Source organism: Herbaspirillum chlorophenolicum (assembly GCF_001189955.1).
GTDB classification, from domain to species: domain Bacteria; phylum Pseudomonadota; class Gammaproteobacteria; order Burkholderiales; family Burkholderiaceae_D; genus Herbaspirillum; species Herbaspirillum chlorophenolicum.
Genome location: NZ_LFLT01000034.1, coordinates 21775 through 45827, shown reverse-complemented (window position 1 = coordinate 45827; position 24053 = coordinate 21775). Strand labels below are relative to the sequence as shown.

The 24053-nt window shown below is 62.9% G+C and carries 25 protein-coding genes; 16 read left to right on the top strand and 9 right to left on the bottom strand.

The genetic code is table 11. The features are described 5' to 3' along the window. Positions 1–149: 149 nt before the first annotated feature. Positions 150–860: a response regulator gene (locus tag AKL28_RS18045; protein ID WP_050469539.1), complete on the top strand. Its 711-nt coding sequence runs from the start codon at positions 150–152 to the stop codon at positions 858–860. A gap of 7 nt (positions 861–867) precedes the next feature. On the opposite strand, the gene AKL28_RS18040 is transcribed toward AKL28_RS18045, so the two are convergent. From AKL28_RS18040 to AKL28_RS18020, 5 genes are all read right to left on the bottom strand, one after another. Then, positions 868–1455, bottom strand: coding sequence for a hypothetical protein (locus tag AKL28_RS18040; RefSeq protein ID WP_050469538.1), 588 nt, complete (start codon positions 1453–1455; stop codon positions 868–870). A 94-nt stretch (positions 1456–1549) separates the two neighbouring features. Further along, positions 1550–1939: a hypothetical protein gene (locus AKL28_RS18035; protein WP_050469537.1), complete on the bottom strand. Its 390-nt coding sequence runs from the start codon at positions 1937–1939 to the stop codon at positions 1550–1552. 81 nt (positions 1940–2020) lie between these two features. Beyond that, positions 2021–2872, bottom strand: a complete 852-nt coding sequence (locus AKL28_RS18030; RefSeq protein ID WP_050469536.1) for a TorF family putative porin — start codon at positions 2870–2872, stop codon at positions 2021–2023. 111 nt (positions 2873–2983) lie between these two features. Beyond that, positions 2984–3784 (bottom strand): enoyl-CoA hydratase, encoded by an 801-nt coding sequence (locus AKL28_RS18025; RefSeq protein ID WP_050469535.1) that lies wholly within the window; start codon positions 3782–3784, stop codon positions 2984–2986. A gap of 52 nt (positions 3785–3836) precedes the next feature. Continuing rightward, entirely contained in the window at positions 3837–4673 is an 837-nt protein-coding gene (locus AKL28_RS18020; protein ID WP_050469545.1) for a metal-dependent hydrolase, read from the bottom strand. Positions 4674–4760: 87 nt separating this feature from the next. Here AKL28_RS18020 and AKL28_RS18015 point away from each other — a divergent pair, with 87 nt between their 5' ends. After that, complete coding sequence (locus AKL28_RS18015; RefSeq protein ID WP_050469534.1) at positions 4761–5405, top strand: TetR/AcrR family transcriptional regulator; 645 nt, start codon at positions 4761–4763, stop codon at positions 5403–5405. 31 nt (positions 5406–5436) lie between these two features. Here the strand turns inward: AKL28_RS18015 and AKL28_RS18010 are convergent, their stop codons facing one another. After that, positions 5437–6339, bottom strand: coding sequence for a LysR family transcriptional regulator (locus AKL28_RS18010; RefSeq protein WP_050469533.1), 903 nt, complete (start codon positions 6337–6339; stop codon positions 5437–5439). Positions 6340–6492: 153 nt separating this feature from the next. Here AKL28_RS18010 and AKL28_RS18005 point away from each other — a divergent pair, with 153 nt between their 5' ends. The 4 genes from AKL28_RS18005 to AKL28_RS17990 are packed head-to-tail and all read left to right on the top strand — an operon-like array spanning position 6493 to position 10571. Next, positions 6493–7863, top strand: a complete 1371-nt coding sequence (locus tag AKL28_RS18005; RefSeq protein ID WP_050469532.1) for an MFS transporter — start codon at positions 6493–6495, stop codon at positions 7861–7863. After that, complete coding sequence (locus AKL28_RS18000) at positions 7841–8317, top strand: ureidoglycolate lyase (protein WP_050469531.1); 477 nt, start codon at positions 7841–7843, stop codon at positions 8315–8317. Before AKL28_RS18005 ends, AKL28_RS18000 begins: the two co-directional genes overlap by 23 nt. A gap of 17 nt (positions 8318–8334) precedes the next feature. Then, positions 8335–9261 (top strand): allantoinase PuuE, encoded by a 927-nt coding sequence (locus AKL28_RS17995; RefSeq protein ID WP_050469530.1) that lies wholly within the window; start codon positions 8335–8337, stop codon positions 9259–9261. Then, positions 9258–10571 carry an amidase gene (locus AKL28_RS17990; protein WP_050469529.1) on the top strand — a complete coding sequence of 438 codons (1314 nt, stop codon included), beginning with the start codon at positions 9258–9260 and terminating at the stop codon, positions 10569–10571. The genes AKL28_RS17995 and AKL28_RS17990 overlap by 4 nt, the downstream gene beginning before the upstream one ends. A gap of 85 nt (positions 10572–10656) precedes the next feature. On the opposite strand, the gene AKL28_RS17985 is transcribed toward AKL28_RS17990, so the two are convergent. Next, on the bottom strand, positions 10657–11421 hold the full coding sequence (locus AKL28_RS17985) for a GntR family transcriptional regulator (protein WP_050469528.1): 765 nt from the start codon (positions 11419–11421) through the stop codon (positions 10657–10659). 398 nt (positions 11422–11819) lie between these two features. Here AKL28_RS17985 and AKL28_RS17975 point away from each other — a divergent pair, with 398 nt between their 5' ends. The 7 genes from AKL28_RS17975 to AKL28_RS17945 all read left to right on the top strand — a co-directional run bounded on the left by AKL28_RS17975 (position 11820) and on the right by AKL28_RS17945 (position 19897). Beyond that, complete coding sequence (locus tag AKL28_RS17975; RefSeq protein WP_156226397.1) at positions 11820–12860, top strand: ABC transporter substrate-binding protein; 1041 nt, start codon at positions 11820–11822, stop codon at positions 12858–12860. A gap of 20 nt (positions 12861–12880) precedes the next feature. After that, entirely contained in the window at positions 12881–13696 is an 816-nt protein-coding gene (locus AKL28_RS17970) for an ABC transporter permease (RefSeq protein WP_050469543.1), read from the top strand. Between the two features lie 13 nt (positions 13697–13709). After that, a complete protein-coding gene (locus AKL28_RS17965) occupies positions 13710–14501 on the top strand; it encodes an ABC transporter ATP-binding protein (RefSeq protein WP_050469526.1) in 792 nt (263 codons plus the stop codon). 11 nt (positions 14502–14512) lie between these two features. After that, positions 14513–15241: a maleate cis-trans isomerase family protein gene (locus tag AKL28_RS17960; RefSeq protein ID WP_050469525.1), complete on the top strand. Its 729-nt coding sequence runs from the start codon at positions 14513–14515 to the stop codon at positions 15239–15241. A gap of 39 nt (positions 15242–15280) precedes the next feature. Next, a complete protein-coding gene (hydA, locus tag AKL28_RS17955) occupies positions 15281–16768 on the top strand; it encodes a dihydropyrimidinase (RefSeq protein ID WP_269432201.1) in 1488 nt (495 codons plus the stop codon). Between the two features lie 218 nt (positions 16769–16986). Next, on the top strand, positions 16987–18600 hold the full coding sequence (locus AKL28_RS17950; RefSeq protein WP_050469523.1) for a methyl-accepting chemotaxis protein: 1614 nt from the start codon (positions 16987–16989) through the stop codon (positions 18598–18600). A gap of 340 nt (positions 18601–18940) precedes the next feature. After that, the gene (locus tag AKL28_RS17945; protein ID WP_156226396.1) at positions 18941–19897 is read left to right on the top strand and encodes a DMT family transporter; all 957 of its coding nucleotides are present in this window, start codon (positions 18941–18943) and stop codon (positions 19895–19897) included. Positions 19898–19904: 7 nt separating this feature from the next. Here AKL28_RS17945 and AKL28_RS17940 read toward each other — a convergent pair whose 3' ends face one another. Then, the gene (locus AKL28_RS17940) at positions 19905–20684 is read right to left on the bottom strand and encodes a metallophosphoesterase family protein (RefSeq protein ID WP_050469521.1); all 780 of its coding nucleotides are present in this window, start codon (positions 20682–20684) and stop codon (positions 19905–19907) included. Positions 20685–21144: 460 nt separating this feature from the next. On the opposite strand from AKL28_RS17940, the gene AKL28_RS17935 reads away from it, so the two are divergent. Next, on the top strand, positions 21145–21855 hold the full coding sequence (locus AKL28_RS17935) for a response regulator transcription factor (protein WP_050469520.1): 711 nt from the start codon (positions 21145–21147) through the stop codon (positions 21853–21855). A 256-nt stretch (positions 21856–22111) separates the two neighbouring features. Here the strand turns inward: AKL28_RS17935 and AKL28_RS24575 are convergent, their stop codons facing one another. After that, on the bottom strand, positions 22112–22321 hold the full coding sequence (locus AKL28_RS24575; protein WP_156226395.1) for a hypothetical protein: 210 nt from the start codon (positions 22319–22321) through the stop codon (positions 22112–22114). On the opposite strand from AKL28_RS24575, the gene AKL28_RS17930 reads away from it, so the two are divergent. Both AKL28_RS17930 and AKL28_RS17925 read left to right on the top strand, forming a co-directional pair. Further along, entirely contained in the window at positions 22320–23642 is a 1323-nt protein-coding gene (locus AKL28_RS17930; protein WP_050469519.1) for an MFS transporter, read from the top strand. The genes AKL28_RS24575 and AKL28_RS17930 overlap by 2 nt on opposite strands. Before the next feature lie 163 nt (positions 23643–23805). Further along, positions 23806–24039, top strand: coding sequence for a hypothetical protein (locus AKL28_RS17925; RefSeq protein ID WP_050469518.1), 234 nt, complete (start codon positions 23806–23808; stop codon positions 24037–24039). Positions 24040–24053 lie beyond the last annotated feature (14 nt).

The following is a 24053-nucleotide window of genomic DNA, read 5'->3' as shown; positions in this document are numbered from 1 at the left end:
CCCGAAGGGTTCGGATGAGAAGGGCGCATTGCGGCGTTGCGGCGCTTGCGCAGGGCACCACCCTGCGCGGCGCACCGCGCCTTGCACTGCACCCTTCTCATCCGAACGCGGGGGATGAAATGGCATATAACACGCTCTAAGGAAAGAACATGCAGGAACACGCAGGCAACATCGTATTCATCGAAGACGACCCGCACATCCGCAAGCTGGTGAAAAGTGCGCTGGAGCAGGAAGGTTTCATTGTTCATGAGGCCAAGACCGCGCGCGAGGGCGTGACTGAAGCCGGCACCCGCAAGCCGGACCTGATCATTCTCGACCTGGGCCTGCCCGACCTCGACGGCAAGCAAGTCATCACCGAGATCCGCGGCTGGAGCGGCGTACCCATCGTCATCCTTTCGGCCCGCACGCAAGAATCCGAAAAAGTCGAAGCGCTCGACGCCGGCGCCGACGATTACCTGACCAAGCCCTTCGGCATGCCCGAGCTGCTGGCACGCATGCGCGCCCAACTGCGTCGCCATGCGCGCGCTGCCGGTGAAGGAAAGGCCAGCGGCCGCTACCGCCTGGGCGAGGTGCTGGTCGACTTGCCGGCACGCAGCGTCACCCGCAACGGCGAGGCGCTGCACCTGACGCAGATCGAATACCGGCTGCTGACGACCTTATTGCGCGATGCCGGACGCGTGATCACGCACCGGCAGTTGCTGGTGGCGGGGTGGGGACCGTCGCATGTGGAGGATCACCATTACCTGCGCATCTACATGCAGCGCCTGCGCCAGAAGCTGGAGCGGGATGCGGCGCAGCCGGTGCATATTCTCACCGAGATCGGGGTCGGCTATCGGGTGGCCGAGGTGGTGGGAGAGTGAGCCTGTTTTACGGCCAGTTGATCAGGGGAAGACTCAGCACGACCATGGCGATGCAGCCGGCGCAGAGTAGCAACTGGTGACGCTTCAAGGCGAAGGATGCGAGCCAGGCGCCAAGCAGGAACAGCACGAAGTTGACCGCATACTGCTTGGCCGCCGCCGATGCCGGCAGCACTTCGTCGGCGTCTTGCGCGCCGGACTGCGCCGCCAGGAATTTCCATGAACATGCCAATGCGGCCAGCACGGCGCAGTTGAAATAGGTGTTGAGATTGGGGAAGAGGTCGCCGGCATGCTGGCGCGGTTCGATCCCGGTGCATTTTCCGTCGCGATAGAAGGCTTCCAGGACATGGCGGTCGCCCTGCCAGACATAAGTGCTTTGGCCGTGATCGAGGTTGCCCTGGCTGGCCGGCGTGCCGAGCTGGCGAACCAGCGCATCGGGCGCGGCACCGATCCATTGGCCGGTCGATGCCGCCTGGATCTGCTGGTCCAGCTGCCTGCCTTTGCGGCGCTTCATCACCTGCCTGAAGGCCAGATGGATCAAGGCGAGGGAATTGAACAAATAAATCCACTGGAGAATGGCGCTGTAGTCGGTTTGCATGCGGGTCGGCCCGGGTTGGAAACGATGCCGCATCTTGCCGCCAGTTCTCCGTTTTGTCTACCCGCCGGCCTCTTACTGTCTGCTCGGGAGCAACCTAAAGATCCCCCCATACATCGATCTGCCTGCGTATCTCACCGGTACGCGCATCGCAGATGAACATGATTTCGCGCAGGTCCTTGCGCACTGTGTAGCGGAAATATTCGTGGTCGGTGCGTGAGACGAAATCCTCGCTTTCTATCTTCCCATCCAGTGCCTGCAACACTTGGCGGCGGCAGTCGCCGCGGTGCTGTTGCGCCTGCGGCGAGGGGCCGTAGTCGTCGGGGGAGCGATAGGGGACGACCGCCTGGGCCAGCGGCAGCATGCCGGCACAGGCGATGAAGATCAGCAGCGCAGCCAGTGCGCAGCGGTACTGGCGACGGTAGCTGGTGCGCAGGAAGAGGTGGCGCGGGGAAAGGGGATGGATGCGTTGGGTGCGGGTGCTCATGATTGCCTCCGATGCATATCCCATCGTCCTGGTTTTCGCCGGGACGATGGAAGGTGGAATGCGTATGCCGGCCTTTCAAATTCAAAACGTCTTGTTCAGCGACAGCACCACCTGGCTGCTTCCGATGTTCTTGCCCCGGATGGTGTAGCCGGCGTCCGCAGTGTTGGTGTCGGTATAGGCCAGGCCCAATACGTAGCCGGAGAAATCCCGCGTGAGGCCAAGTTTCCAGTCGGTATAGGACAGTGCCGGGGAATTCGGTCCGGTATAGCGTTGGCGGCCGATATGGGCGATGCCGCTGATGCCGGCGAACAGTTCATGGTTCACGGACAGGTCGGCGTAGCTGCTGCCGCTGGTGTTGGCATTGCCGAAGGTGTTGCCGGTGCTGTATGAATACTTGAAGGCGATCCATTTGGCATCCAGTCCGGCGTAGATTTCGGTGGTGTCGGGTTTGGTCATGCCGCCCGGATAGCTACCGGGATAGGCGTAGTGCAGCACGCCGATGTCGGCGTTGAGCCAGTCGGTGACGGCCGGCTTCCAGCCGGCGTAGAGGTCGGCTTCCAGGCTGGCCGAGGCAGCCGGGTTGGTGTCGGAGATCCAGCTGATGTTGGACATCCAGATGCCGGCGTACAGGCCGTTGTCGTGCGTGAGGTCGAAGCCGCCTTGCAGGGCCGGCTTTTCGTTGGTCTGGGTGGTGCCGCGGAAGACATACTGGCTGACCACGCCGAGGTTGCCGCTCAGGTGCAGCGGCGAAGCATCGGCGGCGTCTGCGTTTTCGGCGGCCTGCGCCGGGGCGATCACGGCGATGGCCAGCAGCGCGCCGGCGGCGGCCAGCGTAGCCAGGCCGGCGAATTGCGCATTGCGCAGGCGGCGACGGCCCAGCGGCGCGTGCTGTGGGAATCGGGTTTGCTGTTCTTGTTGTGTCTTGCGGTTCATGCTGAAAGCTCCACGGGTTGAGGAGCTTTCAGCTTAGGCAAGGCGGCGTTTAATCCGGGTAAAACTTTGCGCGGGCAGCGTTAACAGGCCATAAAAAAACCGGTGCGCCGTTTACGCCGGCGGCCCCCACCTGGGTGTGCGTTTTTCGAGGAAGGCATCGATGCCTTCCATCGCATCGTCTTCCATGATGTTGCGCGCCATGACGTCGGCCGCGTAGTCGTAGGCGTCGGGCAGCGCCATCTGTTGCTGGCGGTAGACCATGGCCTTGCCGTAGCGGATCGATACCGGGCTCTTGGCGGCGATCTGCGCCGCCAGCGCGGCGACTGCCGCATCCAGTTCCTCTTCTTCCACCGCTTGGTTGACCAGGCCCCAGTCGGAAGCGGTCTGGGCATCGATGAACTTGCCGGTGACCAGCATCTCGAAGGCACGCTTGATCGGCACGTTACGCGTCAAGGCCACCGAGGGCGTGGCGCAGAACAGGCCGACGTTGATGCCGGACACCGCGAAGCGTGCAGCGTGCGAGGCGACAGCCAGGTCGCAGCTGCCGACCAGCTGGCAGCCCGCCGCGGTGGCGATGCCGTGCACGCGTGCGATCACCGGCACCGGCAGCGCCTGGATGGCCTGCATCACGCGGCTGCAGCGGCGGAACAAATCCTGGTAGTAGCCGATCTGCGGCGTGGCGCGCATCTCCCGCAAGTCGTGGCCGGCGCAGAATGCCTTGCCGTTGGCGGCCAGCACTACGCAGCGCACGCTGTCGTCGGCAGCCAGCTGGTCGAGCTGCGCCTGCAGCGCATCGAGCATGGCTTCGGAAAGGGCATTGAATTGCTGCGGGCGGTTCAGCGTCAGCGTTGTGATGCCCTGGCTGTCTGCCCGCAGCAGGATGGGGTGGGATGCGTGATCTTGTGCGCTCATCGCCGGTCTCCTTGATGTTGTTGTCTGCGGAGATGGTAACGCGGCGGCCAGTTTATTTCACGCGGCTCCAGCGCTGGCGGTTATCGTCCAGCCACTGTGCGGCGACGGCACGGTTGTCGTCGTTATCCGGGTGGAAGCCGGGGCGCAGGTAGTGCAGCAGCGGCACGGTGCAGCGGCGCAACTGGCCATTGCGGCCGAACCAGAAACCCAGCGCCGAGATCCAGGTACGGGACCGGAGCAGGCTGCCGTCGCGCTTCAGGTTGAGCAGCGTCTGCACACCGCTCTCCAGCGAAAAGATGCCAAACACATAGAGGTACCAGGCCACGCGGCGCAAATTGCCGCCGCCCATGGCGCGGTAGAGATCGAAGGCAACGGCCTTGTGTTCGGTCTCTTCCGAGGCGTGCCAGTGCCACAGTATCTGCATCTGCTCGTCGGCGCCGTCCATCCAGCCGTGGCGCAGCAGGGCATCGGCGAAGACGGCGGTGAGGTGTTCGTAGGCGGCGGTGACCGCCACCAGGTTGAGCGGCGAGAGGCCGAAGGCGATGCTCCAGTCGACGCGGCGCTGGGCCCAGCCTTGCCAGCGGTTGCGCAGGTTCTGCCGCTCCAGGTGGCGGTTGTACAAGCCGTGCAGGTGGCGGTGGGTGGCCTCCTGGCCGATGAACTGCGCGACCAGCGTATGCAGCGGTGCGTGGGCAGCGTCGTCGGGCAAGGTGGCGGCGCCGGTGCGCACTGAATCGATGAAGAATTGTTCGCCCACCGGGAAGCTCATCGACAGGGCGTTGAAATGCATGCTGCGGTAGGCGTCGCCGCCATGCCAATGGCGCGCGAAGCCGGACGAGAGGTCGACGGCGAGTTTGCGCACGGGAAGGTCGATGGCGGGGATGGTCATGATGTCGGCTTGCTGCAATGGATGAATATGAGCATTATTCAGTTTTAGCCGTCTCCCCTCAACTCGTTTCGGGCTCAGTTTTCCATCATGGCACTTTCCCGCAAGAAAAAAACGCCGGAAGCCGCACAGGCCATGCGTAAGCAGCCGGTGCAGGACCGTGCGCAGCGCACGATCGAGACCATTTTCGATGCCACTGCTCAGATCGTCGATGAACAAGGCGAGGCGCAGCTGACCACCAACAAGATCGCCGAACGGGCCGGTTTTTCCATCGGCACCCTGTACCAGTACTTCCCCACCAAGGAGGCGATCCTGCTGGCGATGATCCATCGCGGGCGGCGCAAGGTGATGGATGAGATGCAAGCGATGCTGGTCAAGTCGGTGGCGGAAGGCGCCGATCCCGAGCGCGTCGTCCGCGAACGCATCCGGGTGCTGATCGAAGCTTTCGGCGCCGGCGGTCCGTTCAAGCGCTCGCTGATACGGCTGGCATGGCGCATGGATCACCATGAAAACATCATGCAGGCCATGCGCGAGGGCGCCGAGCATATCGCGGTGGCGTTGGCGCAGGTGGAGTCGCCGGGCTTGCGTGTGCCGAATGCGGCGGGGATCTTTGTGCTTACCCGTGCGGTAATGGGGACGATACGCAGTGCTTCCCTGGAGGAGTCGTCGCTGCTGGGGACGCGGCAGTTCGAGGATGAGTTGGTGCGGTTGGTATGGGGGATGCTGCGCGCCTGAGAACCTGTGTGCGATCTCGGCAAGGCGGCGATCAGCCATCCCGCAGCCGGCTGATGCTCTCGTTGACTTCTTCCAGCAGCGCATACGCCAGCCGCGACGGCGGCCGCTGCCTGGGGAAGATGGCCCAGACGTTGACCATGATTTGCGGCCGGAACGGAATGCTCACGACCGAGCCATCGCGCGGCAGCATGCTGGCCGAGAACCAGTCCACCACGGTGGCGCCGGCGCCTGCCCGGGCCAGCAGGCAGGCCGTCTCCGAATAGCGCACCTCGACCACCGGTGAGAACGGCACGCCGGCCTGGCTGAAGGCGGTGCGGATCAACGGGCTCAGCCGCGCCGAATTTTCCAGTGCGATGAAAGGATGCGCGCGCAGGTCCTTGGGGGTGATGGTCTTCCTGTTCGCCAGCGGATGTCCCGCCGGCAGCACGCAGACCATCTCGATCGCCGTCATCAGCACCATCTTCAGGCTGTCGCTCAATTCCGGTTCCAGTGCGATCGCCATGCCGAAATCGGCGGTCAGCGCCTCGGTGCTTTCGATCACCTGGTGCGAATCGACCACGTCGCACACGACCTTCACCTTCGGCCGCGATGCCAGGAACTTGCCGATCGCCGCCGGCAGCACGGTGTGCCCCAACTGGGGCGTGGCGGTGACACGCACGCGCCCGACGCGGTTTTCCTTCAAGTCCTCGGCCACGTCATCGAGCTTGCGCGCGAACAGGAACATGGCTTCCGATTCCTTGAGCAGCACCCGTGCCTCTTCGCGCGCGGCCAGGCGATTGCCGACGCGGTCGAACAGGGCGAAGCCCAGTTCCTCCTCCAGCTGGCGTATGGCGTTGCTGACCGCAGGCTGCGAGATATCCAGGCTGCGCGCGGCGCCGATCGTGCTTTCATTCGCCATGACCGCGCGGAAGATACCAAGCAGGCGTAGATTCATAATAACTAAAGCTGATAGAAACAGCGAAAATATTAATAATTGACTATTGTATCCGCTTCTCTAGAATGGGTTTCGGATCGCAGCGCTGCGCCATTCGTGCCCGCGGAAGCAACCGCCGGCCTTCTTGACCTTTCAGCCAAAAGTGGGAACCTCATGAATTCGCCAGCCATGACAGACGGCAGCACCGATGCCGCCCTGATGAAACGATTGATGTGGAAGATCATTCCATTCCTGATGCTGCTGTACTTCATCGCCTTTCTCGACCGCGTCAATATTTCCTTCGCTTCGCTGCAGATGAATGCCGACCTCGGCATTTCGAGCATCGCCTACGGCTTCGGCGCGAGCATGTTCTTCATCGGCTACTTCTTCTTCGAGGTACCCAGCAATCTGGTGCTGGCCAAGGTCGGCGCCAGGATATGGATCGCGCGCATCATGATCACCTGGGGCGTGATCTCAATGTGCATGGCCTTCGTCACCGGGGAAAAGAGCTTCTACCTGCTGCGTTTCCTGCTGGGCGCATCGGAGGCCGGTTTCTTCCCGGGCATCATGGTGTACATCGGCCGCTGGTTCCCGACCAGCTACCGTGCCCGCGTGACCGGTATCTTCATGGTGGCCATCCCGCTGTCGGGCCTGATCGGCAGCCCGATCTCGGGGATCATCCTGGACGGCATGAACAACGTGGCCGGCTTGCGTGGCTGGCAATGGATGTTCCTCATCGAAGCGCTGCCGGCCATCGTGCTCGGCCTGTTGTGCCTGCGCCTGCTGGCCGACAAGCCATCGGAAGTGAACTGGCTGAGCCAGCAGGAGAAGGAACGGCTCGAGGCCATCATGGCCAGTGAACAGCAGGCCATCACCGCCACCGGCCACTACAAGCTGTCGGATGCCTTCACCAATCCCGGCGTGCTGCTGCTGGCCGGCACGCTGTTCTGTATCGTGTTCGGCACCACCGGCATCGCTTTCTTCCTGCCGCAGATCATCAAGAGTTTCGGCTACAGCGATTCGATGGTCGGCTACCTCAGCGCCATTCCCTACCTGTTCGGCGCCGCCGCCATGGTGTACTGGGGGCGCCATTCGGACACCCGGCGCGAACGCGTGTGGCACCTGATCGGCTCGTTCTCGCTGGCCACCGTCGGCTTCCTGGTGCTGGCGCTGATGCTGGACATGCACGCCGCCGCCATGCTGGGCCTGATCATTGCGGCCATGGGCGTATATGCCTCCAACGTGGTGCTGTGGAGCTTGCCGACTTCGCTGATGACCGGCGCCACTGCCGCCGCTGCCGTGGCCTTCATCAATTCGCTGGCCAATTTGTCAGGCGTGGTGGCGCCGACCCTGCTGGGATGGAGCCGCCAGGCCACCGGCAGCTTTGCCGCGACCGGCTTCATCTTCGGCGGCTTCATGCTGTGCGGCATCGTGCTGATGCTGCTGTTCCGCAATACCGATCTTTTCAGGTCGAACGCCGTACTGGCGAACGACGCTACTACCGTCAACGATGGAGAAATGCATGTACAGACAGCTCGACGTTGAGCCGATCAGCGCGGAAGAATTCGCCGCCTTCGGCGAAGTGCTGGAGAACAAGACCACCGTACGCCGCCGCGATTTCTCGCTGCAGTTCGGCGCCGACAACGGGCCCAGGTTATGGGTCAACCGCATCCCCAAGGTCGGCGGCTCGCCGGTGCGGGTCGACGAGATGGAGTCCCATCCGTATTCGGCCCAGACTTTCGTGCCGATGCAGCAAGGGCGTTGCCTGGTGGTGGTGGCGCCGCCCGACGGCAATGGCCGTCCCGATCTGGCCGGTATGCGGGCCTTCCTGACCGAGGGCGGACAGGGCGTCACCTACCGTCCGCACGTCTGGCACTATACGTTCAGCTCGGTGGATGGGCCCAACGAGGTGGTGGTGATCATGGGTTACAGCGGCCGTGGCGACGACACCGTGGTGGTGCGGCTGGATGAGCCGGTCGACGTGCCGCTGCCGGCATGAGGGAAGAGGAGACATCGATGGCTGACAATACGCACGATCTTTACGGCCACCTGGCGCGCGACTTCGTCGGTTACGGCGAAGCGCCGCCCGACCCGAAGTGGCCGGGCCGGGCGCGGGTGGCGCTCAACATTGTGGTCAATTATGAAGAGGGCTCGGAGATGTCCTTCGACGACGGCGACGGCGCGACCGAAACCGGCCTGGTCGAAGGCGGTTCCGGCGGTTTCGAAGGCCGCGACCTGGCCGCCGAATCGATGTACGAATACGGCAGTCGCGTGGGCATCTGGCGCATCTTGCGCCTGCTGCGCGAGCGCGGCATGCCGGCCACGGTGTTTGCCACGGCGCTGGCGCTGGAGCGCAATCCGGCCGTGGCGCGGGCGATCCGCGAGGCCGGCCACGATGTCTGCAGCCACGGCCGGCGCTGGGTGCGCTCGCAGCAGTTCAGTGTCGAACAGGAGCGTGCGGAAATCGCCGCCGCCTACGAGTCGATCACCCGCAGCATCGGGCGGCCGCCGGCCGGCTGGTATTGCCGCTACGCGCCGACGGTGGATACCCGCCGCCTGCTGGTGGAGCACGGCGGCTTCCTGTATGACGCCGACGCCTACAACGACGAACTGCCGTACTGGACCCGGGTACAGGGCCGCGACCATCTGGTGGTGCCCTATAGCCTGACCAACAACGACGCCAAGTTCAGCCGCGGCTCCATGGCGACGGCCAGCGACTTCTTCGAATTCCTGCGCGACAGCTTCGACATGCTCTATGAAGAGGGCGCCACGGCGCCGAAGATGATGTCGGTCGGTTTGCACCTGCGCCTGATCGGCCATCCCGGACGCGCAGTCGGACTGGCACGCTTCCTGGACCATGTCGCTGCCCGGCCCGGCGTATGGGTGTGCCGGCGCGAGGACATCGCCCGCCATTGGCAGGAGTTTCATCCCCCGCAATCATGAGCGGCCTGCTGTGGCAGGAGCACGGTGGCCGGTTGCGCCAGCGGCTGCTGGCGGGAACGTGTTCGCAGGCGGACATCGCGGCATCGTGCATCGAACGCATTGAGGCGCGCGAGTCGCAGGTGATGGCCTGGGCCTGGCATGACAAGGAACAGGTGCTGGCGGCGGCGCGGCTGGCTGACCTGCGGCATGCGCAGGGCGAACCGCTGGGGCCGCTGGCCGGGTTTGCCGTCGGCATCAAGGACATCATCGATACCGCCGATATGCCCACCGCTTATGGCGCCTCGCTGTACCGCGGCCATCGTCCGGCGTGCGACGCGGCTGTGGTGGCCCGCCTGCGGGCGGCTGGCGCGCTGATCCTGGGCAAGACCGTCACTACTGAATTCGCCTATGCGGCGCCGGGGCCGACGCGCAATCCGCATGCGCACCTACATACGCCGGGCGGCTCTTCCAGCGGTTCGGCCGCCGCGGTTGCCGCCGGCATGGCGAGCGTGGCCATCAGTTCGCAGACCGGGGGATCGACCATTCGTCCGGCCGCTTTCTGCGGTGTGGTCGGCTTCAAGCCTACCCATGGCCGTATCGATGGCGCCGGCATGAAGCCGCTGGCGCCGTCCAGCGACACGGTGGGCTTGCATGCACGGAGCGTGGCGGATGTTGCCAGGCTGTTCGAGGCGTTGGTGCCGGAGCCGGAGCCAACGCCGCATGGCAGGTGCGTGCAGCCGCAGCGTGTGGCCTGGTATCCAGGACCGCATGCGGCGCAGGCGTCAGCAGCCTCGCATGAAATGTCCGGGCGGTTGCGCTTGCGTTTGCACGAGGCCGGCATCGAGGTCGTCGAGCCGGAGCTGGATATGGACATGGTGGCGCGGCTGGGAGAAGAGAATCGCCTGATCATGGCCGTCGAGGCATCGCGCACACTGGCACGCGAATACCATGAGCACCGCGCGCAGCTGACCCCGCAGACCATCGAGCTGATCGAACGTGGACTGTCCGTCGGAGACCGTCAATACCATGCGGCGCTGGCTTTTGTCGAACGCAGCCGCGATAGCTTCGCGCACGCCATGCGGGGTATCGATGCGCTGCTCGGTTTCAGCGCGCCGGGCGCTGCGCCGCTGGCCGCCAGTGGCACCGGCAGTTCCTTGTTCAATCGGCCGTGGAGCGCATTGGGCGTGCCTTGCCTGAACCTGCCTTGCGGTAGCGAGCGAGGGCTGCCGCTGGGCGTGCAACTGGTCGCGCCAGCGCACGCGGACGAATCGCTGTTGGGAGTGGCGCGCTCTATTGAAGTGCTGCTGGAAACGGCGGCCGGCGGGTCGTAACTGCGCCGGTGGCGGGCGCCGCCATGAAAAATGCCGCACCGGCGGAAAATCGGTGCGGCATTTTTTTCGAGATTGCAGGAGGGCTTCAGTTGAGGCCGAGCATTGCCTCCAGATCCTCGTCCTCGCTCGGCGGCGCCGACATGTCCAGCACTTCCTCGATGTGGTGCAGGTGCTCGATCATCGCGGCCACCGCATCTTCGGCGCGGCCGGCGGCAATCGCGTCGATGATCTGGCCGTGTTCGTCGTGGGTGCAGGCCGGCACCGTGGGCGAGTCGTACAGCACGATGATCAGGCAGGTGAGCGAGGCCAGTTCGCGCATCATCTTGCTCATCACCGGGTTCCCGACCATGTCGGCGATGCGGATGTGGAATTCGCCGGAGAGGCGGATGATGGCGCGGCGGTCGTTGTTCTCGCGCGCCTTGGCTTCCTGCGCTACATGTTCGCGCAGTTGCGCGATGTGTGCGGGCTGGGTGTGTTCGCACAAGTGGCGCAGCAGGGCCGGTTCCAGCAGGCGGCGCGCGGCGAAGATGGAGCGCGCTTCGTCGGGGGTGGGGCTGGCGACGAAGGCGCCGCGGTTGGGGATGGTGGTGATCAGGCCTTCATGCGACAGCCGCGCCAGCACTTCGCGCACGCGGGTGCGGTTGACGCCGAAGATGCTGGCCAGCTTCTCTTCCACCAGCTTGGTGCCGGGCGTGAGGCGGTGTTCCATGATCGAGCCCAGGATGCGCTCGTAGATCGCATCGCCGGCCATCGGGCGGGCGCTGATGGCCTGGCCGGGCAAGGGGCTGTTGTCGGGTTTGGCGATGCTTTTCCTGCGGCTGGATGGGGCCGTGCTGGTACTGGTACTCATGCTCGTGTCGTCTCGGCGTAGGTTCGCCCGCAGCGTGTGCGTGGCGTTATCGGTGTCATGGTTGGCGCCATGATAGCTGAAAATTGTGGAATTTATTTGTCACAAAATTATAAAAATATCCGTACAGATAAAAATGATTTTGGCGCACTCATGTGGGGAGACTTTTATCTTCCGCATCGCCTCACGGCCACAAGTTGGTGCGAATTTCCGGTCTTTCCACCTCGCAACCTTTTTCCTGGGCGGCCTGGTCTTCCATGAAAAGACTGACTTGGCGGGCTATTTCTTGATGCATCCACAATCATTTCTCCTGGCTGGCACACCTATTGCATAAATCGTGGCAATGAAAAATTAAATTGTCACAATTTATCTGTGGTTTGTTCATTTCAGGGAGAAAAACGATGCAAAAGCAAGTTCGCAAGTCCCCGTTCAGCCTGTCCTTCAAGGGCGCTGCCCTGGCTGCCATGCTGGCCTGTGGCGTGATGGCGGCGGGTTCGGCTGCCGCCCAGTCCAAACCGAAGATCAAGCTGGCGTATGCCAAGTGTGCGCATTGCATGTCGATGGTCATGGTGCCGGCGCTGGCGCAGAACGTGGAGATCGAAGGCATCAACTTCACCGCCGGCAGCGACGCGCTGACCGCGCTGGTGTCCAAGAGCGTGGATATCGCCCAGGTGACCTACCTCGCCTATGTGAGCGGTCTGGACAAGGGTTTCGATCTCGTGGCGGTATCGGGCCAGGTCAACGGCGGTTCTGAAATGCTGGTGGGCAAGGACGCCAAGCTGGCTTCGGATGACTGGGCCGGACTGAAAAAGCTGATCGCAGACTACAAGGCTCAGGGCAAGCCCTTCCGCATCGCCGCCTCGCGCGGCAACGCGCAGGATCTGCACATGCGCGGCGAGCTGGCCGGCCACGGCATCGACCCGTCCAAGGATGTGCAGTTCGTCAATATCCCCAATCCGTCCGACCATGCGGCGGCGCTCTCGCGCGGCGAGGTGGAGCTGATCTGTTCGGTCGAGCCGTTCGCCTCCCAGATCCGCATGACCGGCGTGGGCAAGCATTTCGCCTATCCGTACGACCAGGCTGCCGGCCGCCTGACCAACCTGATCGTGACCCGCTCGGACGTGATCAAGGAGCATCCGGCCGAAGTGAAGGAGACGGTGGCCGCCGTGGTCAAGCTGGTCGATGGCTTGCAGAAGGACAAGCAGGGCTGGATCAACAGCATCGTCAAGGGTACCGGCCTGGACCCCAAGGTCGCTACCGAGGCGCTCAACAACGCCTATCCCGACTACCGCATGTACCGCACCCAGACCAAGGCCATCGCCGGCATGATGAAGGACCTGAAGTATGTCTCCAGCGACGTCTCTGCATTGGCGGAAAAGAACATGGACTACAGCTTCCTGATGAGCGTCACGGGCAAGCCGAAGTCTGAGCTTGGCTATTGATGAAGACGGAAGGAATCGCCATGAATGGATTGATGCGTTCCCTGTCGGAGGCGAAGTGGCGCTTCGCGGTTCCGCTGCTGCTGGTGCTGTTCTGGGAGGCATTCTCCCGTTCCGGCGTGATTCCGCCGGCGCTGCTGCCGGCGCCGTCGCGCGTGTTCGCTACCTGGATGGACTGGATCTTCGGCATCAACGACGCCGCCCAGGACAGCAGCGGCAAGTGGATCTACGACGCCATGGCAAGCTGCATGCGGGTGACCGCCGGCTACCTGATCGCCGCCGTATCAGGCATCGCGCTGGGCGTGGCGATCGGCTGGTGGCGCTGGGTCGAGCGCGCCATCGAACCGACCGTGCAGATGCTGCGGCCGATCCCTCCGGTGTCGTGGATTCCGCTGGCCATCATCTGGTTTGGCATCGCCAACAAGCCGGCGATTTTCCTGGTGTTTCTTGGCGCGTTCTTCCCGATCCTGATGAACACCGTGCATGGCGTGAAGACTTCCGACCGCAACTTGCTGCGCGCGGCCGCCATGGCCGGTGCCAGGCAAGGGCAGTTGCTGCGCTTCGTGATTTTGCCGGCGGCCATGCCGAGCATCTTCGCCGGTTTGCGCATCGGCATCGGCAGCGCCTGGATGCTGACGGTGACGGCGGAGATGGTGGCGGTCAAGAGCGGCCTGGGCTATGCGCTGTGGGATTCGTATTACTTCCTGCGCTACGACCTGGTGATCGCGGCGATGATCAGCATCGGCCTGCTGGGGTTCCTGGCTGACTGGCTGCTCAAGCAGATCATGAATTCGGTGCTGCGCTGGCAGCATGTCTCCACCGTGCAAGGCAAGGCGTGAAAGGAAAATGAGCATGGCATTCATCGAACTGAACGACATCGTCAAGGTGTTCAAGGACCGCAAGCGCGGCACTGACATGCTTGCGATCGACAACGTCAGCCTCAAGCTGGAGAAGAAGGAATTCCTGTGTTTGCTCGGCCCCTCGGGTTGCGGCAAGTCGACGCTTTTGAACATGATCGCCGGCTTCGAATTCCCGACCAGCGGCGAGGTGAAAGTGGACGGCAAGAACATCGCCGGTCCCGGCGCCGACCGCGGCATGGTGTTCCAGCAGGCCAACCTGATGCCCTGGCTGCCGGTGTGGGACAACGTTGCCTTCTCGCTGAAGCTGCAGGGCAAGAGTGCGGCCGAACGGCGAGCGGCGGCCCAGCCCTTCATCGAGACCGTGAAACTCAAGGGCTTCGAGAACCACTATCCCAGCGAACTCTCCGGCGGCATGGCGCAGCGCGTGGGTATCGCCCGCGCCTTGCTGCAGAACCCGTCCGTGATCTTGATGGACGAGCCCTTCGCCGCCCTGGATGCGCAGACCAAGCTGGAGATGCAGGAAGAGCTGGTCGCGCTGTGGCAGCGCTATGAAGGTACCATCGTGTTCGTGACCCATAGCGTGGACGAGGCGCTGATCCTGGCCACCAAGGTGGCGGTGATGACGCACCGGCCGGGCCGCATGCGCGAGCTGATCGACATCGACCTGGCACGCCCGCGCGACACCACCACGCAGGAATTCAACCAATACAAGCGCCATGTGCTGAGCCTGATCCGCGAGGAATCGGCGCTGGCGCATGCGGATGCCGCCAAGCTGGCGGCGTGAAAGGAAACCCAATGACGCAACGCACTTTGCTCGGCATGCTGACGCCGTCCTCCAACACCACGCTGGAGCCGGTGACCACTGCGATGATCGCCGATATCCCCGAGGCTAGCGCCCACTTCGGACGATTCCGCGTCACCGAGATCGCGCTGTCCAACCAGGCGCTGGCCCAGTTCGACGACAGCGAGATCCTGCGCGCGGCCGAGCTGCTGTCGCATGCCAAGGTCGGCAGCATCGGCTGGAACGGCACCTCTTCCGGCTGGCTCGGCTTCGAGGCCGACGAGCGGCTGTGCCGCCGCATCACCGATGCCACCGGCATCCCGGCCTGCACTTCGGTGCTGGCCCTGAATGAGATCTTCGATATCACCGGCGTCAAGCGTTTCGGCCTTGTCACGCCATATCTCGACGACGTGCAGGCCGCCATCGTCAAGAACTACGGCAGCGCCGGCTATGAGTGCGTGTCCGAACGGCACTTGCGCAAGCAGGACAATTTCTCCTTCTCGGAAGTGGGCGCCGACGAGCTGCGCGCCATGGTGCGCGAAGTCGCGAAAGACAAGCCGCAGGCCATCACCATCTTTTGCACCAACCTGCGCGGCGCGCCGTTGGTGGAGGAACTGGAGAAGGAAACCGGCATCCCGATCTACGACACGATCTCCACCGTGGTGTGGAAGTCGCTCAGGCAGGCCGGCGCCGACCCGTCGCGCATCCGCGGCTGGGGCAGCCTGTTCCGCGACGTCAGGTAAGCCTATCCCGATTCCCTTTGCACACTCCGCCGCCTTGCTTTGCAGGCAGCGGGCGAGGGCGGATTTCGCCCTGCGTTTGCAGATACCGACCAGGAAACCATCATGGAACATTTTGACGTAGTGATCCGCAACGGCACCGTGGCCACCGCTTCCGACATCATGCAATGCGATGTCGGCATCAAGGATGGCAAGGTCGCCATGCTGGGGCGCGGCCTGCCGCCCGGGAAGAAGGAGATCGACGCCGCCGGCAAGCTGGTGCTGCCCGGCGGCGTCGATGCGCACTGCCACCTCGACCAGCCGATGGAAGAGGGGCTGAAGATGGCCGACGATTTCAGGAGCGGCACCATCTCGGCCGCCTGCGGCGGCACCACCACCGTGATCCCGTTCGCGGCCCAGGCCAAGGGCCAGTCGCTGCGCGCGGCGGTCGAGGATTACCATCGCCGCGCCGAAGGAAAGGCCGTGATCGACTACGCCTTCCACATGATCATCAGCGATCCCAGCGAAAAGGTGCTCAAGGAAGAACTGCCGCAACTGGTGCGCGAAGGCTATACCTCGTTCAAGATCTACATGACCTATGACGACCTCAAGCTCAACGACCGCCAGATCCTTGAATTGCTGGCCCTGGCGCGGCGCGAGGGGGCGATGGTCATGGTGCACGCCGAGAACGCCGACTGCATCGGCTGGCTGACCGAACAGCTGGAAGAAGCCGGGCTGACCGCGCCGAAGTATCACGCCACATCGCGCCCGATGCTGGTCGAGCGCGAGGCCACGCACCGCGCCATCGCCTTGTCGGAACTGGTGGACGTGCCGATCCTGATCGTGCACGTCTCCGGCAAGGAGGCCATCGAACAGATCCGCTGGGCGCATGGCCACGGCCTGCGCATCTATGCCGAAACCTGTCCGCAATACCTGGTGCTGACCGCCGACCATCTCGATGATGGCTACCACGGCGCCAAGTGCGTGTGCAGCCCGCCGCCGCGCGACAAGGCCAACCAGCAGTACGTGTGGGACGGCCTGGCCAGCGGCCTGTTCACGGTGTTCTCGTCGGACCATGCGCCGTTCCGCTACGAAGACCCGCAAGGCAAGAAACCGGGCGGCAAGGAGGTGCCGTTCCGCTATATCCCCAACGGTACGCCGGGGCTGGAAACGCGCATGCCGATCCTGTTTTCGGAAGGCGTGGGCAAAGGGCGCATCGACCTGAACCGCTTTGTCGCGCTGACGGCCACCGACCCGGCCAAGATGTACGGCCTGTATCCGCGCAAGGGCACGATCGCCATCGGCAGCGACGCCGACATCGCGATCTGGGACCCGCACAAGGAAGTCATCATCCGCAACGAGATGCTGCACCATGACGTCGATTACACGCCGTATGAAGGCATGCGGATCACCGGCTGGCCCGAGACCACGCTGTCGCGCGGGGAAGTGGTATGGGATGGCGTGCTGGCCTGCGGCGATGTTGGTCGCGGGCAATTTCTCCAGTGCGGTTTGCCCGATCCTGCCCGTCCCAAGAAGATCATTCTTGCCTGACGGGAAAAAATTTGTCATTTTGTGCTTCGGCAACCCTTTAGCGGTGCATCGTCCACGCCGTAAACGATTCAGGGGAAGGTCAACGATCATGCCGGTCTGGCAAGTCCGGCGCACGCCAGGGACTGCCTTGGGCAGGCTCCGGCGTTTCGCGCAGCCGGTCAGACGGCAGCTGTCGATGGCGCCCCGGAACCCATTCCAACAACATTCCGACGCCGACGATGACCAATCTCTCGCTCAAGAAAAAACTCTGGTTGCCCCTGATCTTCTCTTTGGTCGCCTTGCTGTTCCTCTCGGTCTGGCATGCTTACCAGACCCGCGACCTGCAGATTTCCGAACGCCAGCGGGCGCTGGAAGACGTCACGGAGATGGCGTATAGCCTGATCGCCGGCTACGCCAAGCTGGAAGCCGACGGCAAGATGTCGCATGAAGACGCGCAAAAGGGCGCCATTGCCCGCGTCAAGGACCAGCGCTATACCGGCGACGGCTACGTGACCATCATCGGCGCCGATTCGACGGTCGTGATGCACCCGATCAATACCAAGCTCGATGGCAAGAACCTGATCGACTTCAAGGATGCCAAGGGCAACCAGCTGTACAAGATGATCGCCGCCACCGGCGCATCGTCTGCCGGCAAGGGCTTCCTCGAATACTGGTGGCCGCGCCCGGGGGCCGACAAGCCCAGCCCCAAGATGGGTTTCGTCAAGCGCTTCAAGCCGTGGAACTGGGACCTGATCTGTAGCGTGTATTCGGACGACATCGAAGCCGACTTCCGCAAGGCATTGATCCAGGCGGTGGCGGTGCTGGTGGCGCTGGGCGTGCTGTTGTCGGTCATCGCCGGCATGGTGTCGCGCAATATCTTCCGTTCCATCGGCGGCGAACCGGCCGAAGCTGCCGATATGGCGCGCAAGATCGCCGCCGGCGACCTGACCGGCGCCATCCGCACCAGCGGCGGCGACAACCGCAGCCTGGTGGCGGCGGTGGCCTATACGCGCGACCGCCTGGTCGATACCGTGCATGGCATCCAGGGCGCCACCGAATCGATCAAGACCTCGGTGGATGAGATCGCCACCGGCAACATGGACCTGTCCAACCGTACCGAGCAGCAGGCCGGCTCGCTGGAAGAAACGGCTTCGGCGATGGAGGAGCTGACCTCCACCGTCAGGCAGAACGCCGCCAATGCCCAGCACGCCAACCAGCTGGCGGCGACCGCGTCCAAGGTGGCCATCGAAGGCGGCGACGTGGTCGGCCAGGTGGTGCAGACCATGACTTCCATCAACGACTCCTCGCGCAAGATCGTCGACATCATCAGCGTGATCGACGGTATCGCCTTCCAGACCAACATCCTCGCCCTCAATGCGGCAGTGGAAGCCGCGCGCGCCGGCGAGCAGGGGCGCGGCTTCGCCGTGGTGGCGTCCGAGGTGCGTTCACTGGCGCAGCGTTCGGCAGCCGCGGCCAAGGAGATCAAGGTCTTGATCGACGACTCGGTGGGCAAGGTCGACGCCGGCACGCAACTGGTGCAGCAGGCCGGCCAGACCATGCAGCAGGTGGTCTCCAGCATCCAGGGCGTCTCTACCGTGGTCAATGAGATCGCTACCGCCAGCCATGAGCAGAGCGCCGGTATCGAGCAGGTAGGCCATGCCATCACGCAGATGGACGAGACCACGCAACAGAATGCCGCGCTGGTGGAACAGGCTGCTGCGGCAGCGCAGTCGTTGCAGGAACAGGCGCAGAAGCTGGTGGCGCTGGTCGGCGTGTTCACACTGGACCGCAACCAGAGGGCGGCGCCTGCATCGGCGCCACTGGCGGCAGGTCAGGCGCCGTTGCTGCGCTGACCGGTCGTCGGTGTTCTGAGTAACGGCGCTCCTGGTGGGCGCCGTTATCGTTTCCGGCCATCGTTTGTGCATCACGGCAGGGCAGCGCCGGGCCATGCACCATGAAGTGGAAGATGCTGCTCCAAAAAGATTTGAAAAAATAATAAATCTGTAAAAAATATTTTTGCGGCAGAAAATGCCGAAATATCCGGTTTCATCTCTGCAATACGGCAGCACTATTTGCCGCCTTTTCTCTACCATGGAGCCGTTTTGGATGCATTGCAGCATGCGTCGAAATGGCCGAATCCAGGCTGTTTCTCGCGCAGTTGGAATGCTCCTTTTGTCTTCCACGGAGTCCAGCATGTCGATCGAAAACGCGGCCGCCCGCGTCATCCCCCAGTCCGCCGCCAAGCACAAGCCGATGAGCGGATGGTTTCTGGTTTGCGTGGTGGTGGCGATTTGCATCTGGGGCGGCAACTGGCCGGTGATGAAGTTCGGCAGCCATTACATTCCGCCGCTGTGGTTTGCCGCCAGCCGTTTTCTTTCCGCCGCCGTATTGAGTTTTGCGATCGCCTTCGCCCTCGGCAAGCTGCGCTTGCCGACCCGTGCCGAATGGCCGATCGTGGCTGGCGTGGGCATCCTGCAGATGGGATTGTTTACTGCGCTGGTGACGGGCGCGCTGCATTTCGTCATGCCCGGCCGCGCTTCGCTGATCGCCTATGCCACGTCGATCTGGGTGGTGCCGGGCGCGGCGCTGGTGCTCAAGCAAAAGCTCAATGCGCAGCAGTCGCTGGCGACCGTGTGCAGCTATGCCGGCATGGCGGTGATCGTGCTGCCTGCGCTGTTGCATGCCGACCTGCACAGCATGATCGGTTACCTGATGCTGGGCGTGGCCTCGCTGTCGTGGGCCATGAACATCCTGCAGATCAAGTTGACCCCGGGCGTGAAGCTGGATTTCGACCTGCTGCCCTGGCAGACGCTGGTGGCCGCGTTGCCGCTGTGCGTGCTGGCCCTGGTCTTCGAAGGAGCACCGGTCTTCCTGGCGGAGAGCCATTCCTGGTACGTGATCGCCTACACCGGCCCGCTGGCCACCGCGCTGACTTTCCTGATCGTGCTGCAGATGACCCAGCGTCTGTCGCCGGTAACGGTATCGGTGTGCATGCTGGGCGTGCCGGTGGTGGGCCTGACGCTGTCGTCGCTGATCTTCGGCGAGACGCTTTCGCCGGACCTGCTGCTGGGCATGGGGCTGCTGTGCATGGGCCTGCTGCTGCCGGCCTTGCCCAGCGTTGGCTGGCGCCGCGTTGCCTTCAAAGGCTGAGTACGGTTCAGATCTCCACGATCAGATCCGGGTTGTAGTGCTCGTTTTCCGGTGTGCCATCGCGCCGGAGATAACCGCAGGGATTGCAGATGATGCGACAGTTCCCGATGCGGTAATCGAATGAGTCGTGGGTATGGCCATGCACCCACAGGTCGGCGCGCTCTACCAGCGCATCGAGGTTGGAAGAGAACGCCGCCGACACCAGGTCTTGCGCGTAACGCGTTGATACCGAACGCAGCGATGGCGCCATGTGGGTGACCACCACGGTGCGGCCGTCGAAAGGCGTTTCCAGTTTTTCCGCCAGCCAGGCGAGGTCGGCGCGGTGCAGCCGCACCGTGTCGTCGGGCGTCATCGGATGCAGGCCGCCGTCTTCCACCTGGATGCGGCGATAGTCCAGCATCACGGGTTCGGCCGCTTGCATCGCGGCTTGCCGGTTCTCTTCCCCGAACAAGGCATAGTCGGTCCAGAGTGTGGCGCCGAGGAAGCGCACACCGCCGATCACGGTTTCGCTCCGATCCAGCAGGTTCACATTGGACGATGCTTCTGCCTGCCGCGCCAGGTTGCGTAGCGTGCCTTCCCAACTATCTCCATAGCCTTCATGGTTGCCGCTGACATAGATCACCGGCAGGCCGGCGAATGTGTGTTCGGCCCAGGCCAGTGCGCGGGCCGGCTTGTCGATGTCGCCAGCCAGGATGACGACATCGGGACGGCTCGATGCGGGACGGATGGCGGGCGCGTTTTCACGCCAGACTTCAAGATGGAGGTCGGAAAGGATCAATAGACGCATGGAATAGGCGGGCCTTTGGCGGGCATCTGGTGACATGGAATTGACACCTTAGCAGGGATTGGCGGAGCAAGCAGCGCTGCTGCCATTCCGGAGGAGCGTGGGAAGAGCTCCAGGAACTGGCGGATGTCCGCGGCGCAAATATCGATGAGGTGAAAACGTTTGCAAGTTGTTTGCGAGTTTTTATGAGTTTCTCGGCAGATATTTTCTGTATAACGTTGTAAATATGGAAAGCATTGCCGAGCTCGTGGGGTGAGCCCGGATGCGCGTCTGGTAAGGGCGCGGCGGCGATGTTTCCGGCAGTCATAAGAACCTGTTTGCAATCTCAGCGGGCTTGTCCAACCGCCCTTCGGGCGGTCTGGCGTTGCAAGGCCTTGCATCCCATCCCGAAGGACGACCGGCCAATTTCCGCCGGGATCGCAAACAGGTTCCAAGAACAGTTTCGTCCGGAACGCTAGATTAAATGAAAGTATTAATCGTTGAAGGCGAGATCGACTGGCGCAACACGCTTGCTGCACATGTCGGGGGGTTGGGCTATGAGGCCGGTAGCTGCTCGGGCCTTGCGCAAGCACTTGAAATCCTGAAAAACCGGCAGCCCGATATCCTGATCTCCGATGCTGGCCTGCCGGATGGCAATCTCCTGCCGGAACTGGCCTCGATCCGCCAGCATTTCCCATCGATGGGCATCGTCATCCTGACTGCCAGCACCCGGCTGGAAGAGCGTGTACGCGGCATGAGCGATGGCGCCGATTATTATCTGATCAAGCCGGTCAAGCTGGACGAGGTATCGGCGACGCTGACCGCATTGTCGCGCCGCATGAAGACGCCACCGCACCAGAGCTCGCCGGAATCGGAGAAGTGGACCTTCAACCGCAAATCCGGTCGCCTGGTCGATGGCAATGCGGTATCGCTGCAGTTCACCGACAAGGAAAGCATTGCGTTGGCGGCACTGCTGCAAAGTCCCAATTATCCGGTCTCGCATGCGCAACTGTTCGACCTGCTCAGGTCCGGCGCCGAGGAATACGATTCCCATCGCATCGATGCGCTAATCTATCGCGTGCGCCAGAAATTGCGTTCGCTGGAAGAGGCGCCGATGCAGATCCGCAACATCTATGGCGAAGGTTTCCTGATGCTGCGCCGGAGTGCGGCGGTGGACATCGTGCTCGACTTCTGAAATGCAAGGCTCGTAAAAAATGACCAACCGGATTCGCATACCGGGTTGGCCTGATTGGCTACGTTGGGCAAGGTAGGGGATGAAGTGGACACCATGCTCACGAAACATCGGTAATTCAGCTCGCTTTGCTTTTTTGTTGCGATGCGGATGATTTTTCATCCATTCATCTTTCAGTCCAGTCATATGCTGAATGCTGTTGTTTGATGAAAAAACGGCAAAAAATGCTGCATCGCGAAAGCTTTGCCGCTTTCGGGTATCATGTTCCCAGTTTCGCCGCTAAATCGTAGGTCTCCGCTTTACGTTTTCCGCTGAATCTGTCCTTCGCAGACATGCCGTTTGCGATCCACCTGCTTAAAGACGATACCAAACCGGCCATCCGGCCCGGTGTGCCAATGGCATTTGCATTCAGCAAATGCAAGGCGCACGGATCGTGATTTCCGTATTGCCGATTGTGCTGAAAAACCATGTCTACTTCTGCTGAATATACCGGGGCCATCAACGAGTCCCGGCACCGTCCCCTCACTTCCTCCGACTACAAGACGCTCGGCCTGTCCGCCCTGGGCGGCACGCTGGAGTTTTATGACTTCGTCATTTACGTGTTCTTCGCGGCGGTGGTCGGCAAGCTGTTCTTCCCGGCCGATATGCCAGAGTGGCTGCGCATGCTGCAGACTTTCGGCATCTTCGCCGCCGGCTATCTGGCGCGTCCGGTAGGCGGCATCATCATCGCCCACTACGGCGACGTGATCGGCCGCAAGCGCATGTTCACGCTGTCGATCTTCCTGATGGCCGTGCCTACGCTGGTGATCGGCCTGTTGCCGACTTATGCCAGCATCGGCGTGGCCGCGCCCATCCTGCTGCTGTTGATGCGTACCTTGCAAGGCGCTGCGATCGGCGGCGAGATGCCGGGCGCCTGGGTGTTCGTGGCCGAACACGTGCCGGCCAACCGCTATGCCTTCGGCGTCGGTTCGCTGACTGCTGGCATCACCGGCGGCATCCTGCTGGGTTCGCTGATGGGCATCTTCATCAACAGCGTGTTCGAACCAGGCGAAGTGACCGGTTACGCCTGGCGCATTCCCTTCATCCTGGGCGGCGTGTTCGGCCTGGTGTCGGTCTACTTGCGCCGCTACCTTGAAGAAACGCCGGTGTTCCGGGAACTGGCGGCGCGCCGCGCCCAGTCCCGCGAACTGCCGCTCAAGACGGTGCTGCGCGATCACCGCGCCGCCGGCCTCCTGACGGCCGGCATGACCTGGTGCCTGTCGGGCGCCATCGTGGTGGTGATCCTGATGACGCCTTCGTACCTGCAAACCGTGCACCACCTGCCGGCCAAGCTGGTGATGCAGGCCAACTGCGCCGGCACGCTGATGCTGACCATCGGTTGCCTGGCTATCGGCTGGCTGTGCGACCGCATCGGCACGCGCGCTTGCATGATCATCGGCTGGGGCGGCCTGGCGTTGTCCACGGTGTGGTTCTACGGGCAACTGCCGGGTTCTCCCGAGTCGCTGGTCTGGGGCTATGGCCTGGTCGGCCTGTTCGTGGGCAGCATCGCGCTCACCCCCATCGTTTCGACCCGCGCCTTCCCGCCGCCGGTGCGTTTCTCCGGCCTGTCCTTTGCCTACAACATGGCGTATGCAGTGTTCGGCGGGTTGACCCCTATCCTGATCTCGCTGTGGATCAAGCAAGACGCGCAGGGCCCGGCGCACTATGTGCTGGCGCTGGCGATCCTTGGCGTGTTGTTGGCATTCGTGCCAATGAGCAGCAAGGGCTACAAGACTGCCGGCCAAGGCTGAGCGCCTGGAGCAAGTTCAATTCCCTTGAACAAAACCCGGAGTCCGCGACGCGGCTCCGGGTTTTGTTTTTTGCATGGGCAATACATGGGATGTTATCTGGATAGCCATCGCTTTTATTTTTCGCGGCACTATACTGAAGAGGTTCCTCTCCCTTGGACATGCCATGCAGTCCCTGATCCATACCTGCCATTATCGCGATCACGAGATCAGCGTCGTCGGCTTCGAAATGCTCGACGGCTGGCACCTTGCCGTGCAGATCAAGCCGGAGTGGAAACCCGCATGGCAGGCCTGGCGCGACAAGGAAAGACGCTACGAGGATTTCGACGAAGTGAAAGCGGCCGGCATGGCCTGGGCCATGAAAGCGATCGACCAGCACCTGCCCGCTTTGCAGGCATAGCAATTTCCCTTTCG

Coding starts and splice junctions, on each gene's coding strand:
- AKL28_RS17970 (WP_050469543.1), top strand. CDS start 12,881: ATGAATGGATTGATGCGTTCCCTGTCGGAGGCGAAGTGGCGCTTCGCG.
- AKL28_RS18030 (WP_050469536.1), bottom strand. CDS start 2,872: ATGAACCGCAAGACACAACAAGAACAGCAAACCCGATTCCCACAGCAC.
- AKL28_RS17935 (WP_050469520.1), top strand. CDS start 21,145: ATGAAAGTATTAATCGTTGAAGGCGAGATCGACTGGCGCAACACGCTT.
- AKL28_RS17960 (WP_050469525.1), top strand. CDS start 14,513: ATGACGCAACGCACTTTGCTCGGCATGCTGACGCCGTCCTCCAACACC.
- AKL28_RS18010 (WP_050469533.1), bottom strand. CDS start 6,339: ATGAATCTACGCCTGCTTGGTATCTTCCGCGCGGTCATGGCGAATGAA.
- AKL28_RS17945 (WP_156226396.1), top strand. CDS start 18,941: ATGTCGATCGAAAACGCGGCCGCCCGCGTCATCCCCCAGTCCGCCGCC.
- AKL28_RS17965 (WP_050469526.1), top strand. CDS start 13,710: ATGGCATTCATCGAACTGAACGACATCGTCAAGGTGTTCAAGGACCGC.
- AKL28_RS17995 (WP_050469530.1), top strand. CDS start 8,335: ATGGCTGACAATACGCACGATCTTTACGGCCACCTGGCGCGCGACTTC.
- AKL28_RS18000 (WP_050469531.1), top strand. CDS start 7,841: ATGTACAGACAGCTCGACGTTGAGCCGATCAGCGCGGAAGAATTCGCC.
- AKL28_RS17985 (WP_050469528.1), bottom strand. CDS start 11,421: ATGAGTACCAGTACCAGCACGGCCCCATCCAGCCGCAGGAAAAGCATC.
- AKL28_RS24575 (WP_156226395.1), bottom strand. CDS start 22,321: ATGGTTTTTCAGCACAATCGGCAATACGGAAATCACGATCCGTGCGCC.
- AKL28_RS17925 (WP_050469518.1), top strand. CDS start 23,806: ATGCAGTCCCTGATCCATACCTGCCATTATCGCGATCACGAGATCAGC.
- AKL28_RS18045 (WP_050469539.1), top strand. CDS start 150: ATGCAGGAACACGCAGGCAACATCGTATTCATCGAAGACGACCCGCAC.
- AKL28_RS18015 (WP_050469534.1), top strand. CDS start 4,761: ATGGCACTTTCCCGCAAGAAAAAAACGCCGGAAGCCGCACAGGCCATG.
- AKL28_RS18040 (WP_050469538.1), bottom strand. CDS start 1,455: ATGCAAACCGACTACAGCGCCATTCTCCAGTGGATTTATTTGTTCAAT.
- AKL28_RS17930 (WP_050469519.1), top strand. CDS start 22,320: ATGTCTACTTCTGCTGAATATACCGGGGCCATCAACGAGTCCCGGCAC.
- AKL28_RS17950 (WP_050469523.1), top strand. CDS start 16,987: ATGACCAATCTCTCGCTCAAGAAAAAACTCTGGTTGCCCCTGATCTTC.
- AKL28_RS17975 (WP_156226397.1), top strand. CDS start 11,820: ATGCAAAAGCAAGTTCGCAAGTCCCCGTTCAGCCTGTCCTTCAAGGGC.
- AKL28_RS18025 (WP_050469535.1), bottom strand. CDS start 3,784: ATGAGCGCACAAGATCACGCATCCCACCCCATCCTGCTGCGGGCAGAC.
- AKL28_RS17940 (WP_050469521.1), bottom strand. CDS start 20,684: ATGCGTCTATTGATCCTTTCCGACCTCCATCTTGAAGTCTGGCGTGAA.
- AKL28_RS18005 (WP_050469532.1), top strand. CDS start 6,493: ATGAATTCGCCAGCCATGACAGACGGCAGCACCGATGCCGCCCTGATG.
- AKL28_RS18035 (WP_050469537.1), bottom strand. CDS start 1,939: ATGAGCACCCGCACCCAACGCATCCATCCCCTTTCCCCGCGCCACCTC.
- AKL28_RS17990 (WP_050469529.1), top strand. CDS start 9,258: ATGAGCGGCCTGCTGTGGCAGGAGCACGGTGGCCGGTTGCGCCAGCGG.
- AKL28_RS18020 (WP_050469545.1), bottom strand. CDS start 4,673: ATGACCATCCCCGCCATCGACCTTCCCGTGCGCAAACTCGCCGTCGAC.